Origin of the sequence: Rhizobium sp. BR 250 (assembly GCF_047445855.1) — a bacterium.
Taxonomy (GTDB): Bacteria; Pseudomonadota; Alphaproteobacteria; order Rhizobiales; family Rhizobiaceae; genus Agrobacterium; species Agrobacterium tumefaciens_I.
Genome location: NZ_JARWKW010000012.1, coordinates 156,347 through 174,062 on the forward strand (window position 1 = coordinate 156,347; position 17,716 = coordinate 174,062).

The following is a 17,716-nucleotide window of genomic DNA, read 5'->3' on the forward strand; positions in this document are numbered from 1 at the left end:
ACGATTAAAACGAAAGTGAAGGGAATGATTTTATTATTCCATTTTGAGGACCTCCCGGTTTTTTCGTGTGTTCATTGGTATGAGGTTGGGTGTGCGGACTAGCGCCTATATGTGCGGAATGTTTAAGTGCTATTGATATGTTATTACATAACATACTATGATGCTGCGAATTTTATGAATCGCAAGGTGCAGACGTGTTCGGAATGAAGCGAAAAAAGGCAGTTGACCGCAACGCTGATCCTGATGTCGCGCCACCCGCCCACACCGTGCCGGTCACCTTGCTCACCGGTTTTCTCGGGGCCGGCAAGACCACGCTGCTGAACGAGCTTCTGGCCGAACCGGCCATGGGGGACGCGGCCGTCATCGTCAATGAATTTGGCTCGGTGCCCATCGATCATGGTCTGGTCCGAACGGGTTCGGAGCGTTATTTCCAGACCACGACGGGCTGCATCTGCTGCACGGCCACGAGCGATATCCGCACTTCGCTGTACGAGTTGCATCAGGCCTTTCTCGAAGGAGTGATGCCGGAAATATCGCGTGTCGTGATCGAGACCACGGGACTTGCCGATCCCGCTCCGATCATCAACAGCCTGATTGCCGGCGGTACGCCGGCGCTTGGGCTGCGCGATCATATCGTTGCACGGCACTTTCATCTTTCGGGCGTTGTCACGGCGTTCGACGTCACTTCTGGCCGGGTGATGCTCGACAGTTTCATCGAGGGATGGAAACAGCTGGCCTTTGCCGATCACATTGTCCTCACCAAAACCGACCTCGCCGACGCAACGACAATCGACCGCGAGAGCCTCGCCGATCTCAATCCCGCCGCCCGCCTGCATGACCGCAATGCGACCGGTTTTGATCTCATGTCGTTATTTGCAGCGAAGAATTATTCGCTGCGTGGCAAGGCGGAGGATGTGCCGGCCTGGCTCGCGGCTGACAGGCTGAACCTCCATGCCGCCCATGACCATGATATCAACCGCCATGGCGCGGGGGTGGAGGCCTTTGATCTCACCTTCGATGGCGCGTTCGATCCGCAGGCGATCGTTACCTTTCTCGAACTCGTCACCAGCAACGTGCATTCCGGCCTGCTGCGGCTCAAGGGAATTTTCGGCGCGACTGACGACCCGGAGCGGCCGGTTGTCGCCCATGCCGTACAGCACCGGCTTTATCCGTTGACCCGGCTGGAAAGCTGGCCGGATGGCAATCGTTCGACCCGCATCGTCCTGATCGGCATGGATATGCCGCAGCAGCCGATCCGCGATCTGTTCGACACATTGGCCGCGCAGGCTGGGCGAAAGGGCAGGGCATGAACAACCCGCTTGCGCGCAGCGGTTCTGCGATCATCTCGCAGGCCCGTCTCCTGAAGCAATGGTCCCGCGATCTGCTGCATCTTCAGTCCGAAGACATCGTCACCGTCAGCGAGCTTTCCTGTGTGCTGCCGGATTGCCCGCCGCGGGAAACGGTGATTGTCGTCCTGTTTACCTCGGGCGAAACCCGGCAAATATCAATCCACAAGGCGCTGCTGGAGGTGGATCATGACGATATCGTGTGTGCCATTGCCCCATTCGGCTTGAGAAACCGCTTGTAAGTGTCTGAGGCGCTTGACCGCCGCCGCCCTCATCCGCCACTTCAGAGGCCGCGGCGGGATTCGCGGATGATGAAGGGCGGGCAATGGCCGATCTGGCGGTATATGCGGGTTTGTTTCTGACGGCGCTCATCGCGGCGACCATCCTGCCCATGCAGTCGGAGGCGGCGCTTGCTGGTCTCATCCTGCTTAAATCCCAGCCTGTCTGGCTGCTGGTCGCCGTGGCAAGCGCCGGCAATGTCGCCGGCTCCTTCGCCAACTGGCTGCTCGGCCGCGGCATCGAGCGTTTTCGGCATGAACGCTGGTTTCCGGTCGGGGAAGCTGCGCTGCAGCGGGCGCAGAACTGGTACAGACGTTACGGCAAATGGTCCCTGCTGCTCAGCTGGGCGCCGTTGATTGGTGATCCTTTGACCGTTGCAGCCGGGATCATGAAAGAGCCGTTGCCGGTGTTTCTGCTGCTGGTCACCATTGCCAAGGTCGGAAGATATGTCGTGCTGGCGCTGGTGACGTTGAATTTTCTATAATTTTTCAATTGCGTATTTTCGCGAGAGGGTGCCCCCCCATTCTTCTCCCCCCGCCGGGGAGATGATTGCTCGAAGGGTCGAATGAGGGGGAACGCTGCCGAATATCTCTTCCCTTGCCCCCTCATCCCGCTGCCGCGACCTTCTCCCCGGTGGGGAGAAGGCGAAGACCGCTGCCGCTCGCTCAAAATACGGGCGGTGAGGACAATCAGGCCGCCTGCCGGTCCCAGCTTGCGAAAGGATCGGGCAGGTGCCGCCATGCATCCGGCGTGAAGGCCTCGGTGTCGATCAGGCAGGCGTCTAGCTGCGCCCGGATACGGGCCTCGCTCATAGGATCGGAGCCGATGAAGACGATTTCCTGCCGGCGGTCGCCGAAGACCGGGTCGAGGTAGGGTTTCATCATATCGAGGAACTGCTTTTCGCGCGGCCACTGCTCCTTCGGCACGGCGGACCACCAGAGCCCCATCTTGCCGGTGCGGACCAAGGCACCCGCCTGGCTGATCTCGCCGACATAACGCGGCCGGGTTGCCAGCCAGAAGAAACCCTTGGCGCGCACCACGCCCGGCCAGGCACGGTCTATGAAACGCTGGAACAGCACGGGGTCGAAGGGTTTTCTGGCGCGGTAGACGAAGGAGCGAATGCCATATTCCTCGGTTTCGGGAATATGGTCCTTGAAACCGTGCAGTTCCTTGAACCAGAGCGGATGTTCTTCGGCTTTCGCGAAATCGAAGCGGCCGGTGCCGAGAACCTCCTTCAGCGCCACCTTGCCGAAATCGGCCTCGATGAGCTTCGCATCCGGGTTCAGCCCGACGATGATCTTGCGGGCCGCATCCCGCTCATCCGGCGTGGCGGTGCCGATCTTGTTGAGAACGACGACATCGGCAAATTCGATCTGTTCCACCAGAAGGTCGACGATGGTGCGGTTGTCACCATCTCCGGCCGTTTCGCCCCGGTCGGCCAGGAAATCGGAAGAGCCGTAATCCCTGAGAAGATTGGCGGCATCCACCACCGTCACCATGGTGTCGAGCCTGGCGACATCGGACAGGCTGCGGCCGTTTTCATCGCGAAAATCAAAGGTCGCTGCCACCGGCAGGGGCTCGGCAATGCCGGTGGATTCGATCAGCAGATAATCGAAACGGCCCTGTTCGGCCAGCGCCCGCACTTCCGTCAGGAGATCGTCGCGCAGCGTGCAACAGATGCAGCCATTGGTCATTTCCACCAGCTGTTCCTCGGTGCGGGAAAGATTGGCGCCGCCATCGCGCACCAGTGCCGCGTCGATATTGATCTCGCTCATGTCGTTGACGATCAGCGCCACGCGCAGCCCGTCGCGATTGGCGAGAATATGGTTGAGAAGCGTCGTCTTGCCAGCGCCGAGAAAGCCGGAAAGCACGGTGACGGGGAGTTTTTTCGACATTGGAACCTCGTTCTGTGGCAGCGGTCAGGCGGCCATCACGACGGCCGCTGCAGGCGGATTGGAGACGATGGAGGATGCTGCATCGTGCTTCGTTTGTAACGTAATAACATTACATAGCCACATCGTGTCAACTGGCGACGGCAAAAACTCTTCTCTGGACGAGGGCAGGTGTGACGGCTCGCATGCGGCGAGTCCGATCATTTCCAATGATTAATGTTATTTCATTACATATTCGTTTGACGAATGTAATAACATTACATATCAAGGGCCATCGAATGACACCTGCCCGGAGGGATCGATGGACGATCCGTGCCTTATCTTCAGAAATCTCACGCTTGGATATGCCGGCCGCGCGGCGGTGCATCATCTCAATGGCGATGTCGCGCGCGGCTCGCTCACGGCGGTCGTCGGCGCCAATGGCTCGGGAAAATCGACGCTGATGAAGGGCATTGCCGGCATTTTGAAGCCGCTCGACGGCGAATGCCGGGTCAGCCCCGGTCTGTCCGTCGCTTATCTGCCTCAACAATCGGAACTCGACCGCTCCTTTCCGGCGCAGGTGCGGGATCTGGTGGCGCTCGGTCTCTGGCCGAAACGCGGCCTGCTCGGCCGCCACCGTCCCGCAGACCGGGCGGCGATGGGCCGCGTGATGGAGGCGGTCGGGCTTTCCGGTTTTGAAAGGCGCAATATCGACTCGCTCTCCGGCGGCCAGATGCAGCGCGCCCTGTTTGCCCGCGCCATGTTGCAGGATGCGCAGCTGATCCTGCTCGACGAACCTTTCAACGCCGTCGACGAACGAACCGTTGCCGACCTTATGGCCCTGATCAAATCATGGGTGGCGGAGGGACGTACGGTTCTCGCCGTCCTTCATGACTTCCAGCTCGTGCGGCAGCATTTTCCGGAGACCCTGTTCCTTGCCCGAAAGCTTGTCGGGCTGGGTCCTACGGCCGATGTCCTGAAGGCGGAAAACATTCGCCAGGCGCGGCATTTTCACGAGGCGTGGGAGGAAAATGCGCCCTGGTGCGAACCGGCCGAAGCGCCTTCACCGCAAACCGTCGGGGCAAGTCCGCAGGCGGCCACCGCCCATTCCCATTCCCATGCCCATGACCACTCCCACGCGAATTCGAATGCCCATGGCTGATATCTTCATCCAACCCTTCGTCCAGTATGTCTTCATGCAGCGGGCGCTTGCCGGTGCGCTGATCCTTGCCATCAGCTGCGGTCCGGTCGGCGTGTTTCTGATGTTGCGCCGCATGAGCCTGACGGGTGACGCCATGGCTCATGCCATTTTGCCGGGAGCGGCGGTCGGGTTTCTATTCTATGGGCTGGAAATCCTGCCCATGACCATCGGCGGGCTGGCCGTCGGCCTTCTGGTCGCGCTCGGGGCGGGTGCCGTGTCGCGCTTCACCATCCAGAAGGAAGACGCCTCACTTGCCGCCCTTTATCTGATTTCACTGGCGCTCGGCGTGCTGCTCGTCTCGTGGCGCGGCTCCAGCGTCGATCTGATGCATGTGCTGTTCGGCACGGTGCTGGCGTTGAACAATGAGGCGCTCGGCCTGATCGGCGGCATCTGCATCGTGACGCTTGTGGTAATGATCACCTTCTGGCGGGCGCTGCTGGCGGAATGCCTCGATCCCCTGTTTCTGCGCTCGGTCAGCACCTGGGGCAGCCCGGTGCATTTCCTCTTCCTTGCCATCGTCGTGCTCAATCTGGTCGGCGGTTTTCAGGCGCTCGGAACGCTGCTTTCCGTCGGGCTGATGATGTTGCCCGCCGCTGCCAGCCGTTTCTGGTCCAACCGCGTGGCGCCCATGTGCTTCATCTCCATCGGCATCGGCATGGTTTCCTGCTTTGCCGGTCTGCTCTTGTCCTATCACGCGTCGCTGCCATCAGGCCCGGCGATCATCCTGTCCGCAGGCGTCATCTATGCGCTTTCCATCCTCGTCGGCACGCGCGGCGTGCTGCGTGATCTTCTCGGTTCCGGTCGTCACAGAACGGCCTGAAAACAGCGTTCGAAAAAGGAGAACCTTCATGTTCAAAACCCTCCGCCTAGCCACCGGCGTCAGCCTTCTTTCCCTCTCTCCGGTCCTGATGGCGCAGGCGTCCGCCGCCGAACTCAAGGTGGTAGCCAGCTTCTCGATCATCGCCGATTTCGCCAAAAATGTCGGTGGTGACCGGGTCGATATCACCACGCTGGTGGGGCCGGATGGCGACGCCCATGTCTATGAGCCGCGCCCGGCCGATGCCGTCGCCGTCAGCAAGGCGGATGTGGTGCTGGTCAATGGCCTGGAATTCGAAGGCTTCCTGAAGCGTCTGATCGACACCAGCGGCACCAAGGCGCCGGTGGTGGAACTGACCAAGGGTGTGGAGCCGCTCAGGCTTTCCGACGAGCCGGCAGGTCACGCCCATCCGGAAGCCGAGGAAGAGGAAGGTCACGACCACAAGGCGGAGGAAGCCGGCCACAAACACGAGACGGCCGAGGCCCATGACCACGATCACGGCCATGAGGGGCATCACCATCACGGTGAGTTCGACCCGCATGCCTGGCAGTCGATCAAGAACGCCGAAATCTACGTCAAGAATATTGCCGGCGCCTTTTGCGAGGTCGACAAGGCCGGTTGCGCCACCTACACCGCCAATTCGGATGCCTATATCGCCAAGCTTGCCGCTCTGAACGAAAAGGTGAAGACCGAGATTGCCGCGATCCCGCCGGAAAAGCGCGTCATCATTACTTCGCACGATGCCTTCGGTTATTTCGAGCATGCCTATGGCCTGAACTTCCTCGCGCCGGAGGGCGTATCGACGGAATCCGAAGCCTCGGCCGCCGATGTCGCCAAGCTGGTGGATCAGGTGAAGCACGACAAGGCCTCGGCCATCTTCGTCGAAAACATCACCGACAAGCGGCTGATCGACCAGATCGCCAGCGAAACCGGCCTGAAGGTTGGCGGCACGCTTTATTCCGACGCGCTTTCGACAGCCGACGGCCCGGCTGCGACCTATATCGACATGGTCAACCACAACATGCAGACGATTACGGCTGCCGTTCTCGGCCAGTAAAACGGGCAGTTTCGCATGAGTTGGGAGAGGGTGGCTTGCGCTGCCCTCTCTGCTTTCGTGGTGGCACCCCTGCCGCTTGCCGAGGAACGCGAGGCGGCATCGGAACGCAAGAATCCCTTTGCAATGGCTGTTCCTTTAGTGGCTTCCATTTCGGTGCTACACACCCTCTCATGTCCGATGCGCTTCACATCTTCACCGACGGCTCCTTCGACGATGCCTCCCGATCTGGAGGATGGGCGTTCGTTGTTCATGAGGCAGGCCACCAAGTCCATTCCGCCTCGGGCAAGACGGTTGGCACATCAAACAATAGTTTCGAGGTGCTCGCCGTCCTGAACGCAATGTCCTGGATCGCCGCCGAGGCGCCAACGCGCGCAGTCACGCTCTGGACGGATGCAGTTCATGTGATTGAGGGCTGCTGCCGTTATAGGGCGATCTGGCGCAACAACGGCTGGAAGCGGATCACGCCCAACCAGCGCGCCCGCCGAAGACCGATCCCCGACAGGGAAATCTGGCAGCAGCTCGACAAGCTGCTCGAGCGGCATCCCCATGTGGTCGTGGAATGGTGCAAAGGGCATTCCGGCACAGCCGGCAATGAACGTGCCGATGCATTGGCGCGTGATGTCGCCCGTAGGGCGGCGACTTAACCGCCGGTCGCCAGTCACCGTCATTCACGCCTAAAATTATTCATTTCAGCCGTCCCCAGTCTCGACCTTTTCCGTATCGAGCGATTGCGCCGGTACTTTTGCCGGACCGTGAACCCACATGACCACGCACGGGGTTGCCTGAATTGTTTCAGGGGTTTGGAGGTCGTTTCGGACCCCGCGCCTGGAGCGTGGCGCGTCACCCCTTCGTTGACGGTTGACAATCGATTTGCCGTTTGAAATGGTAAGATGTCAGACCAATTTAGGGGATGCGTCTTGGACAGACCCAACCGCGAACTCATGCAGCCCATTCCGCCGAGCGACCGTGTGCGCCAGGTCGAGGCCGCATTGTCCGATTATGTCGAGCGGGCCGGACTGAAGGCGGGAGACCGGTTGCCGGCGGAGCGCGAACTGATGGCGGCGCTGGCTGTAGGCCGGTCAACCATTCGCGAAGTCATCCGCAAGTTTCAGGCACTCGGCGTCATCGACAGCCGCAAGGGCAGCGGCAATTATCTGCTGAAGCCGATTTCCGCCGCCACCGTGCATATGCCTATTTCCATCGATGCCGAAAGCCTGCGTGACGCGTTGCTGATGACGCTGGAAGTGCGGCGCGGCATCGAGGTGGAAGCTTCCATGGCCGCCGCCCGCCGCCGCACGGCGGAGGATATCGCCACCATGGAAGCGCGGCTCGATGAGATGGAACGCGTGCATCTGGCCGAAGGCACCTCCGGCAAGGCCGACCTTGCCTTCCATCTTTCGATTTATGACGCCACGCATAATTCGCTGTTCAAGCAGCTGCTGGAGCAGATGCGCGAAGGTTTCGAACGTTTCTGGCTGAAGCCCTTCGACCGGCCGGATTTCGCAAGTCGCTCCTTTCCCTTTCACCGCACCCTGTTCAACGCGATCGCCGCCGGTGATGCGGAGACGGCGCGGGAAGAAACACTGAAAATCCTCGCCGTCGTCGAGGAAGATATCAAGGACATGTCGAAATGAACCATGGCAACGATCTCTTCGATCCCGCCTCCCTGATCGTCGCCCATGACGAAGCTCACGCCTTCGAGGCCGTGGTGCCCCCCATCGTGCAGACCTCGCTTTTCACCTTTTCCAGCTATGATGAAATGGTCTCCACCTATCGGGGCGAGAAGGTGCGACCGGTCTATACGCGCGGGCTGAACCCCACTGTTCGACTGTTTGAAGAAATGCTGGCCAAGCTCGAAGGTGCGGAAGATGCGCTGGGTTTTGCAAGCGGCATGTCGGCCATCTCATCCACCGTGCTTTCCTTCGTCTCGCCGGGTGATCGGATCGTCGCGGTGCGCCACGTCTATCCCGATGCGTTCCGCCTGTTCGGCACCTTTATGCAACGCATGAATATCGAGGTTATCTATGTCGACGGCCGCGACGAGGCGGCGGTTGAAAAGGCGATGCCGGGCGCGAAGCTCTTCTACATGGAAAGCCCGACAAGCTGGGTGATGGAAGCCCATGATGTCGGCGCGCTGGCCGCCATCGGCAAACGGCACGGTGCCGTCACCGTCATTGACAATTCCTGGGCGAGCCCGGTCTTCCAGCAGCCGATTTCGCTCGGCGTCGATCTCGTTCTGCATTCCGCCTCGAAATATCTGGGCGGCCATAGCGACGTGGTCTCCGGCGTGGTGGCCGGTTCCAAGGCGATGATCGACCGTATCCGGGCGGAAACTTATCCCTATCTCGGTGGCAAGATGTCGCCCTTCGATGCCTGGCTGCTTATCCGCGGGCTTCGCACCCTGCCGCTGCGCATGAGGGCGCATCAGGCCTCGGCGCTGGATATCGCAACCCGTCTTCATGCGCTGGATGTGGTGGAAACGGTCTGCCATCCGGGGCTGGCGAACCGCCTGCCGCCGGGCCTCAACGGCACCTCCGGCCTGTTTTCCTTCATCTTCAAGGAAGGGGTGGACGTGCGCGCTTTTGCCGACCGCCTCAAGCTTTTCAAACTGGGTGTTTCCTGGGGCGGGCATGAAAGCCTGATCGTTCCCGGTGAAGTGGTGCTCGAACAGAAGGCGCAGCCAAACTCCGCCCACACCTTCGGCATCAGCGCGCGTTCGGTGCGCCTGCATGTCGGGCTGGAGGGCACGGAAGCGCTCTGGAACGATCTCGAACCCGCGATAAAGGCAGCCACCGCCGCCTGACGTGTTTTTAAACTGACCACAAAAAGGGGAGAACGACATGAAAAAACTGGTAACAGCAGCAATCTTCACCGCCCTGATGACCGGAACGGCGCTGGCGGACACGACCTTGAAACTGGTCGAGGTCATCACCAGCCCGGAGCGCACCGAGACGCTGAAGGGTATCGTCTCGAAATTCGAGGCGGCCAATCCCGGTACCAAGGTGGAGATCATCTCCCTGCCGTGGAGCGAGGCCTTCCAGAAATTCGCCACCATGGTCTCGGCCGGCGATGTGCCTGACGTGATGGAAATGCCCGACACCTGGCTGTCGCTCTATGCCAATAACGGCATGCTCGAAAGCCTTGAGCCTTATCTCGCCAAGTGGGAGCACACCGCGGGCCTGAGCGAGCGCACGCTCGAACTCGGCCGCGATGTCAAGGATACGGCCTATATGCTGCCCTATGGTTTCTACCTGCGCGCCATGTTCTACAACAAGAAACTGCTGGCCGAAGCCGGCGTGAAGGAGCCGCCAAAGACCCTCGAGGAATTTGCCGATGCCTCCAAGAAGGTCGCGGCCCTTCCCGGCAAATCTGGTTACTGCCTGCGCGGCGGGCCGGGCGGCCTCAATGGCTGGGTCATGTTCGGCGCATCCATGGCCGGTTCGAACGAGTTCTTCACCAAGGACGGCACCTCCACCTTCGACAGCCCCGGCTGGGTGAAGGGCCTGACCTATGTGATCGATCTCTACAAGAACGGTTACGCGCCGAAAGACAGCGTCAACTGGGGCTTCAACGAGATTGTCGCCGGCTTTTATTCCGGCACCTGCGCCTTCCTCGATCAGGACCCGGATGCGCTGATCGCCATTGCCCAGCGCATGAAGCCGGAAGATTTCGGCGTCATGACCATGCCGAAGGGCCCCGACGGCAAGACCTTCCCGACGATCGGTTTCGCCGGCTGGTCGATGATGTCGAAATCCGAGAACAAGGACCTTTCCTGGAAGCTGATCGAGACGCTTGAAGGGCCGGAAGGCAATATCGAGTGGAACAAGAAGACGGGCGCGCTGCCGGTGCACAAGTCGGCGGAGAAGGACCCCTTCTATGCCAGCGAGCAGTTCAAGGGCTGGTTCGACGAACTGGCTGACAAGAACGCCGTGCCGACGACGATGCCGACCTATCTTGAGGAATTCGCCTTCTTCAAGGACTCGCTTGTGATCAAGACATCGCAGGAAGCGCTGCTCGGCGACATCACGCCGGAAGACCTTGCCAAGCAATGGGCTGATTACATGACCAAGGCGCAGCAGAAGTTCCTGGCCTCGAAGTAACGACATTGACCGGCTGCGCGGGCGCAAATGCCCGTGCGGCGGTCTTGCCGGCCTTCGCTGCGACAGGCCTTTTCCTCGCAATTTTTCGGATCGGTGAGCCGAGAGGCTGGAAAACCCGTCCGTTCCGTCGTCCGATCAGGGAGCGATACAATGTCCTATGCCCATGGCGCCGGGCCAGTGGCCGCGCGCAAACCGGCTGGCAAGCCTGCGATGCGGCGGTTCGCCGATTGGGCCGAACCCTGGCTCTACAGCGCTCCAGTGCTGGTGCTCATCGTCGCCGTCATGCTGGTGCCGCTGGTGCTTGGCCTTTCCTATGCCTTTCGTGATGTGCAGCTGCTCAATCCCTTCTCCGGTGGTTTCGTTGGCCTGAAACATCTGGAGGCTCTGTCGCAGGATGCGGCCTTCTACCGGGCGCTGAAAAACACGTTGTGGTGGACCGGCGCTTCGGTTTTCCTGCAATTCTTCTTCGGCCTCATTCTGGCGCTGCTGCTCGATAAACCCTTCGCGGGCAGGGGGCTGGCGCAGGCGCTGGTATTCCTGCCATGGGCCGTGCCGACCTTCCTTGCCGGTCTCAACTGGGCGTGGCTGTTCAACCCGGTCATCGGGCCGCTGCCGCACTGGATGGTCTCGCTCGGGCTTTTATCCGCGCCCAACAATATTCTCGCCGATCCGCAGCTGGCCATGTGGGGGCCGATCATCGCCAATGTCTGGTGGGGCATTCCCTTCTTCGCCATCACCCTGCTTGCGGCCCTTCAGGCGATCCCGCGCGATCTTTATGAGGCGGCGGAAATTGACGGGGCAAACCCGCTGCAGCGTTTCACCTCCATCACGCTGCCGTTTCTGGCGCCCACCATCGCCATCACCATTCTGCTGCGCACTGTCTGGATCGCCAATTTCGCCGATCTCATCATTGTCATGACCAATGGCGGACCGGCCGACCGCACCCAGATCGTCGCCAGTTACATCTTCACCCAGGCCTTCCGGCGTCTGGATTTCGGTTATGCCTCGGCCATTGCGCTAGTGCTTCTGGTGCTGCTGCTTGCCTATTCCATGCTGATCGTGCTGTTGCGCCAGCGCCTGATCGAGAAGGACTGACCGATGACATCAAGGATATTTTTGACCCTTGCCCATCGTCTGGCGATCCTCACCTATATCGCCTTTGCGCTCTTCCCGCTGTTCTGGTTGCTCAAGGTGTCCGTCACGCCGAACGATCTGCTTTATAGCGAAGGTGTCAGGATGTGGCCGTCGCGGGCGACATGGGATCATTATCGTTTCGTCATAGAAAACAGTGCCTTCCCGACGTTTTTTAAGAACAGCGTCATCGTCGCGGGCTCCACGGCAATTGCCGTAACGATACTTTCTTCGCTCTCGGGTTACGCGCTGTCACGCTTCCGTTTCAAGGGCAAATACTGGATCGTCGCCCTGATGCTGATCACCCAGATGTTCCCGCTGGTCATGCTGGTCGCGCCGATCTTCAAGATGCTGTCGCCGCTCGGCCTCACCAACAGCCTGACGGGCCTCGTCATCGTCTACACCGCCTTCAACGTTCCCTTCGCCACCTTCCTGATGCAGTCCTTCTTCGATGGCATTCCGAAGGATCTGGAAGAGGCGGCGATGATCGACGGGGCGAGCCGGTTTACGGCCTTCCGCCAGATCATCCTGCCGCTGACGCTGCCGGGCATCGCCGCCACGCTTGGTTTCGTCTTCACCGCCGCGTGGAGCGAGCTTCTGTTTGCGCTGATGCTGATTTCCGGCAACCAGAGCGCCACTTTCCCGGTTGGCCTTCTGACCTTCGTTTCCAAATTCTCCGTCGATTTCGGGCAGATGATGGCGGCGGGCGTTCTGGCGCTCATTCCGGCCTGCCTCTTCTTCCTGCTCATTCAACGTTATCTCGTGCAGGGCCTGACGGCCGGCGCGGTGAAAGGATAATCCCATGGCTTCCATCGAGCTGAAGAATGTCGGCAAGACCTATGGCGATCTCGCCGTGCTGCACGGCGTCGATCTCAAGATCGAGGATGGCGAATTCATCGTCCTCGTCGGCCCCTCAGGCTGCGGGAAATCGACGCTGCTGCGCATGATCGCCGGTCTGGAAGAAATCTCGTCGGGCGACCTGTCCATCGACGGCGAACGTGTCAACGATCGCAGGCCGAAAGACCGGGATATCGCCATGGTATTCCAGTCCTATGCGCTTTATCCGCATATGAGCGTCGCCGACAATATGAGTTACAGCCTGCGCCTGCGCCGCAGCCCGAAAGAAACAATTGCGGCGGCGGTCTCGGGTGCTTCCGCAAAACTCGGCCTTGATCCCTATCTCGCCCGCCGCCCGAAGGCGCTCTCCGGCGGCCAGCGCCAGCGTGTCGCCATGGGCCGCGCCATCGTGCGCCAGCCAAAGGCCTTCCTGTTCGACGAGCCGCTCTCAAACCTCGATGCCCGGCTGCGCGAACAGATGCGCGCCGAAATCAAGCGCATGCATGCCGATCTCGGCGCAACCTCGGTCTACGTCACCCATGACCAGATCGAGGCGATGACGCTTGCCTCGCGTATCGTCGCCATGAATGCCGGGCATGTGCAGCAGATCGGCGCGCCGCTCGATCTTTACGACCGCCCGGCCAATCTTTTCGTCGCCGGTTTCATCGGTTCGCCCGGCATGAATTTTCTCGAAGGACGGCTCGGTCAGGAGAGTGGCGGCAGTTTCGTCGTGCTGGGTGACGGCACGCGCCTTGCTCTCGGCCGCGATGTGAAGCTTGCCGATGGCGAGCCGGTCACGCTCGGCATCCGCCCGGAACATGTGGTCGTTGCGTCGGCTGAAGGCGGTGTGGAAGCGACTGTCGATCTCGTCGAACCGACCGGCCTCGGTGTCATCCTGCATCTCACCGTGCACGGATTGCCCTTCAAGCTGTTTTCATCAGACCGGGCATTGTTGCAGCCGGGCAAGTCCCTGCGGGTCGGCTTCCCGCAGGAAAGGCTGCATGTCTTTGACCGCAATGGGGTAAGGATCGGAGAGGCGTGACGCCCATCCAATCCGTGGGCAGTGAAAATACAATCTGCGACCGAATGATCTTTTGGCGGTTGATAACCGCGGTTGACCGGCTTTTCCATCGAAGGCTGGTCGTTATAAAGTGCCACATGTAATCTTCATGGGGGCAAGCACTTGGCCAAAACTATCAGGACGATGGAAGAGTTTTCTGAATTCGTCGGACTTTCCCGCCCCACGGTCTCGAAATACTTCAATGACCCGGCTTCGGTGCGCAAGAAAACACGGGATGCCATAGAGGAGGCGCTCAAGAAATCGGGATTCCGGCCGAATATTTTTGCGGTCAATCTCAATCGCCGCCGCAGTAATATTATCGGCATCATCATTCCCAACTATGCCGATCCATTCTATATGGCGTTGACAAACCGCATCGAATTGATAGCTAACGAGGCTGGTTTTCTTGCCTTTGTGCTGTCATCCGACGGTAAGCCGGAAATCGAAAACCGCGCCATCCGCACATTCAAGTCAATGAATGTGGCCGGGGCCATCATCGCACCGCTTGGTGTCACATCCCACTGTTCGACGCTCCAAGAGCTCGCCGCCACTATCCCCATCGTTTATGTCGATTCGCCGCTCGATGAGCGGTCGGCCTTTGTCGGCACCGACAATCGCCAGAGCGTTGACTTGATCGTTGACTATCTCTGTCGCTCGGGTGAGCCGCCCAGCTATTTTGATATGCCACAGGTCAACACCAACTCCGTGACGCGCCGTATGGCTTATGTGGGGGCGATGCAGCGTTTGGGCTTCGAGCCAAGGCTGCTTGATGTCGCAAAACCTGCACGTTGGGATTTCGAACGGTTTGCGTTCGACGAAGCCAGTCGGTTATTCGAGAAAGCGGATCTATTGCCGTCGCGCACCGTTTTATGCGCCAATGACCGTATTGCCTTTGGTGTGATCGCCGCCGCCTTCCAGAAGGGCATCAGGGTCGGCCATGGCGCTGGCTATGACCTCCGGGTTGCCGGCCATGACGATCATCCGCTGTCGCGTTACGCCTGCCCACCGATTACCACCGTCGCGCAGAATTATAACGAGATCGGCAGGCTGTCGATCGAGCTTCTGTTGCAGAAGCTGAACGAAGAGGCAGATGACACGACGCGGATGCGTGAACGCATTCTTCTCAGCGCCGATCTGATGCTGCGTAAATCGGCCTGATGGCTTGTTAGAAAAACTAAATAAAAAATCTTTTTTTCTAAATAGAACTAATATTTGAACGCTCCTACTCTGGTCTCAAGGTTGCTTTGGGAGGCGACCGCGAGAGCCGGCGCAAAGGAGTGCCGGGATCCGGGAGGAACGCAGAAACGTCATGTGGCCAGCGCCGCGAGGGGTGAACCTTCGCAGCATGGGTATCGCATGGCCTTCGCCGGGCAGTCTGGACATTCTCGCCAGCAATTTCCCCAGCGAAGGATGTCAAAACATGAATCTCTATTCTCTTCTGTCAGCGCGTGCAGCCGGCGGCAAACCTGTCCGGGTGGGTCTCATCGGTGCTGGTAAGTTCGGCTCCATGGTGCTGGCGCAGGCGCAGCGCATCGCCGGTTTCCATATGGTCGCCGTCGCCGATCTCAATGTCGGCAAAGCTAGGGAATCGTTTGAGCGCGTCGGCTGGCCGAAGGAGCGATATGACGCGACGAGTTGCGCCGATGCGCTGAAGAGCGGCAAGACCTATGTGACCGACGACGTAAACGAGCTTTTCGCCTGCGGCGAGATCGAATGCGTGATCGAAGCGACCGGCCATCCGCTTGCAGGTGCGCGCCACGCGCTCGGCGCTATCGATCACAACAAGCATGTCGTCATGGTCAATGTCGAAGCCGACGTCATGGTCGGCCCGATCCTTGCCGAAAAGGCGCGGGCCAAGGGCCTGATCTATTCCATGGCCTATGGCGACCAGCCGGCGCTGATCTGCGAATTGGTCGACTGGGCGCGCGCCAGCGGCTTCGAGGTGGTTTCCGCCGGTAAGGGCATGAATTTCGAGCCGCGTTACCGTTATTCGACACCGGACACGGTCTGGGGTTATTTCGGCTGGACGGACGAGGAAGTGGCCAAGGGCGACTTCAATCCGAAAATGTACAATTCCTTCACCGACGGTACCAAGGCGGCCATCGAAATGGCGGCCGTCGCCAACGGCACGGGGCTGGATTGCCCGGATGAAGGTCTGGCCTTCCCGCCAGCCGGCCTGCACGATCTTGCCCGCGTCTTCCGCCCCGCTGCCGATGGCGGTCGTATGTCGCGCTCCGGTCTGGTCGATATTGCCGCGAGCCAGGAGCCAGACGGACGCGAGGTGTTCAACAACATCCGTTACGGCGTTTTCGTCACCTTCAAGGCGCATAACGAATATGCCCGCGCCTGCTTCAAGCAATATGGCCTCTTGACCGATCCCTCCGGCTGGTACGCCTCCATGTGGCGTCCGTTTCACATCATCGGGCTGGAAACCTCGATCAGCGTACTTTCCGCCGTGCTGCGCAACGAAGCGACCGGTTGCTCCAAGGAGTTCCGCGGCGATGCCGTGGCCACGGCGAAAAAGGACATGGCGCCGGGCGAGATGCTCGACGGCGAGGGCGGTTACGCGGTCTGGGCAAACGCCATTCCGGCCACTCGCAGCCTCGACATCAAGGCGCTGCCGATCGGCCTTGCCCATAATGTTAAGCTGAAGCGCGCCATCAAGAAGGACCAGATCGTCAGCTTCGACGATGTGGAGCTGGTCAATGATCTCGATGTGGTGAAGCTGCGCCAGGATATGGAAAACCGCTTTCGCCCGCAAAAAGACGCTGCGGCGTGATTGACGGGGGACAAGCGATGTCGAAGGGAGCTTTCGTGGTGATCGCAGAATTTCGGGTGAAGCCCGAATTGATGGACGCCTTTCTAGATGCGGCGCGCGATGATGCTACCCATTCGGTGCAGGACGAACCGGGTTGCCGACAATTCGATGTGGTGCGGCCGGAAACTGGAAACAACGTGGTGTTTTATGAGGTCTATGACAGTCGTCACGCTTTCGACAACCACCTGAAAACACCGCATCTCGACCGGTTTCGCGAGGCTTTTCCCGCTCTTATCGAAGAAGAGCTGCCGGTGCGCTTTTTAAACCGGCAATGGCTCTGAAAGATGGAAACGATGGCTGACATTCGCCAGATCGCCGTTATCGGAACGGGTATTATGGGTGCCCCCATGGCGGGGCGTCTGGCGGAGGCCGGTTTTTCCGTCAAGGCCTGGAACCGTAGCGCTGAAAAGGCTGCGATTCTGGCGGGAAAGGGCGTGCAGCCGGCGGTAACGGCTGCCGAGGCCGTGGCCGTGGCCGATGTCGTGCTCTGCATGCTGAGTTCCGGGCCGGTCTGCGACGAGGTTCTGCTCGGTGCTTCTGGTGTCGTTTCCACCATGAAGCCCGGTGCTATCCTGCTGGTGATGAGTTCCATTCCCGTCGATAGCGCGCGGGAACAGGCGGAGGCGGCAAAGGCTCATGGCGTCGCTTATGTCGACGCTCCGGTTTCCGGCGGTGAAGAAGGGGCGATCGAAGGAACGCTCGCCATCATGGCTGGCGGTGAACAGCGGGATGTGGATGCATTGCGGCCACTCCTCAATTGCCTCGGCCGCGTCACCCATGTCGGTCCGGTGGGTTGCGGCTCTCTCGCCAAGCTCGCCAACCAGCTGATCGTCGCCTCGACGATCTGCGCTGTCGCCGAAGCTTTGACGCTGGTTGAAGCGGGGGGAGCCGACCCGGCGCAGGTGCGGCAAGCTTTGCTTGGTGGCTTCGCCGATTCCACCGTTTTCCGCCAGCACGGAAAACGCATGGTGGAGGGGGATTTTCGCCCCGGCGGGCCGGCGAAATATCAGGTGAAGGATACGTCCACGGCACTGGCCTTCGCCAGAAGCCTTGGCCTCGGTTTACCGGTCGGCGAGGAGGTTGACCGGCTGTTCCGCTCCATGGTCGAGCATGGCGCGGGCGAGCTTGATCACAGCGGTGTGATCCTTGAAATTAAGCGCATGAATGCGTTCGGAGGAACGCTCGAAACCATCTAGAGA

At 60.0% G+C, this 17,716-nt stretch carries 18 protein-coding genes; 17 read left to right on the forward strand and 1 reads right to left on the reverse strand.

The features are described from left to right. The first annotated feature begins 203 nt into the window (after positions 1-203). From QD336_RS19120 to QD336_RS19130, 3 genes are all read left to right on the forward strand, one after another. Positions 204-1,310: a CobW family GTP-binding protein gene (locus QD336_RS19120; protein WP_499171766.1), complete on the forward strand. Its 1,107-nt coding sequence runs from the start codon at positions 204-206 to the stop codon at positions 1,308-1,310. After that, a complete protein-coding gene (locus QD336_RS19125; protein ID WP_499171768.1) occupies positions 1,307-1,588 on the forward strand; it encodes a hypothetical protein in 282 nt (93 codons plus the stop codon). The genes QD336_RS19120 and QD336_RS19125 overlap by 4 nt, the downstream gene beginning before the upstream one ends. A gap of 83 nt (positions 1,589-1,671) precedes the next feature. Beyond that, a complete protein-coding gene (locus QD336_RS19130) occupies positions 1,672-2,109 on the forward strand; it encodes a YqaA family protein (protein WP_499171770.1) in 438 nt (145 codons plus the stop codon). 205 nt (positions 2,110-2,314) lie between these two features. Here QD336_RS19130 and zigA read toward each other — a convergent pair whose 3' ends face one another. Then, complete coding sequence (gene zigA / locus QD336_RS19135; RefSeq protein WP_499171771.1) at positions 2,315-3,520, reverse strand: zinc metallochaperone GTPase ZigA; 1,206 nt, start codon at positions 3,518-3,520, stop codon at positions 2,315-2,317. 298 nt (positions 3,521-3,818) lie between these two features. On the opposite strand from zigA, the gene aztA reads away from it, so the two are divergent. From aztA to QD336_RS19205, 14 genes are all read left to right on the forward strand, one after another. After that, positions 3,819-4,658 (forward strand): zinc ABC transporter ATP-binding protein AztA, encoded by an 840-nt coding sequence (gene aztA, locus QD336_RS19140; RefSeq protein WP_499171772.1) that lies wholly within the window; start codon positions 3,819-3,821, stop codon positions 4,656-4,658. Further along, a complete protein-coding gene (gene aztB, locus QD336_RS19145; RefSeq protein WP_499171773.1) occupies positions 4,651-5,517 on the forward strand; it encodes a zinc ABC transporter permease AztB in 867 nt (288 codons plus the stop codon). The genes aztA and aztB overlap by 8 nt, the downstream gene beginning before the upstream one ends. A gap of 28 nt (positions 5,518-5,545) precedes the next feature. Continuing rightward, a complete protein-coding gene (aztC, locus tag QD336_RS19150; protein WP_499171774.1) occupies positions 5,546-6,571 on the forward strand; it encodes a zinc ABC transporter substrate-binding protein AztC in 1,026 nt (341 codons plus the stop codon). Between the two features lie 170 nt (positions 6,572-6,741). Then, entirely contained in the window at positions 6,742-7,215 is a 474-nt protein-coding gene (locus tag QD336_RS19155) for a ribonuclease H family protein (protein WP_499171775.1), read from the forward strand. 297 nt (positions 7,216-7,512) lie between these two features. After that, positions 7,513-8,205, forward strand: a complete 693-nt coding sequence (locus tag QD336_RS19160) for a FadR/GntR family transcriptional regulator (RefSeq protein ID WP_269343506.1) — start codon at positions 7,513-7,515, stop codon at positions 8,203-8,205. Beyond that, positions 8,202-9,374: a PLP-dependent transferase gene (locus tag QD336_RS19165; RefSeq protein ID WP_499171776.1), complete on the forward strand. Its 1,173-nt coding sequence runs from the start codon at positions 8,202-8,204 to the stop codon at positions 9,372-9,374. Before QD336_RS19160 ends, QD336_RS19165 begins: the two co-directional genes overlap by 4 nt. A gap of 37 nt (positions 9,375-9,411) precedes the next feature. Then, positions 9,412-10,671 carry an ABC transporter substrate-binding protein gene (locus tag QD336_RS19170; RefSeq protein ID WP_127758036.1) on the forward strand — a complete coding sequence of 420 codons (1,260 nt, stop codon included), beginning with the start codon at positions 9,412-9,414 and terminating at the stop codon, positions 10,669-10,671. A gap of 150 nt (positions 10,672-10,821) precedes the next feature. After that, positions 10,822-11,766 (forward strand): carbohydrate ABC transporter permease, encoded by a 945-nt coding sequence (locus tag QD336_RS19175; protein WP_003525091.1) that lies wholly within the window; start codon positions 10,822-10,824, stop codon positions 11,764-11,766. Positions 11,767-11,769: 3 nt separating this feature from the next. Then, positions 11,770-12,600: a carbohydrate ABC transporter permease gene (locus QD336_RS19180; protein WP_003525090.1), complete on the forward strand. Its 831-nt coding sequence runs from the start codon at positions 11,770-11,772 to the stop codon at positions 12,598-12,600. 4 nt (positions 12,601-12,604) lie between these two features. After that, the gene (locus tag QD336_RS19185; RefSeq protein ID WP_499171778.1) at positions 12,605-13,681 is read left to right on the forward strand and encodes an ABC transporter ATP-binding protein; all 1,077 of its coding nucleotides are present in this window, start codon (positions 12,605-12,607) and stop codon (positions 13,679-13,681) included. A gap of 162 nt (positions 13,682-13,843) precedes the next feature. Next, the gene (locus QD336_RS19190) at positions 13,844-14,857 is read left to right on the forward strand and encodes a LacI family DNA-binding transcriptional regulator (RefSeq protein ID WP_269343507.1); all 1,014 of its coding nucleotides are present in this window, start codon (positions 13,844-13,846) and stop codon (positions 14,855-14,857) included. A gap of 262 nt (positions 14,858-15,119) precedes the next feature. Then, on the forward strand, positions 15,120-16,478 hold the full coding sequence (locus tag QD336_RS19195; RefSeq protein WP_269343081.1) for an NAD(P)H-dependent oxidoreductase: 1,359 nt from the start codon (positions 15,120-15,122) through the stop codon (positions 16,476-16,478). Positions 16,479-16,495: 17 nt separating this feature from the next. After that, positions 16,496-16,798, forward strand: coding sequence for a putative quinol monooxygenase (locus QD336_RS19200; protein WP_269343083.1), 303 nt, complete (start codon positions 16,496-16,498; stop codon positions 16,796-16,798). Between the two features lie 12 nt (positions 16,799-16,810). Continuing rightward, entirely contained in the window at positions 16,811-17,713 is a 903-nt protein-coding gene (locus tag QD336_RS19205) for an NAD(P)-dependent oxidoreductase (RefSeq protein WP_499171779.1), read from the forward strand. Positions 17,714-17,716: the final 3 nt, after the last annotated feature.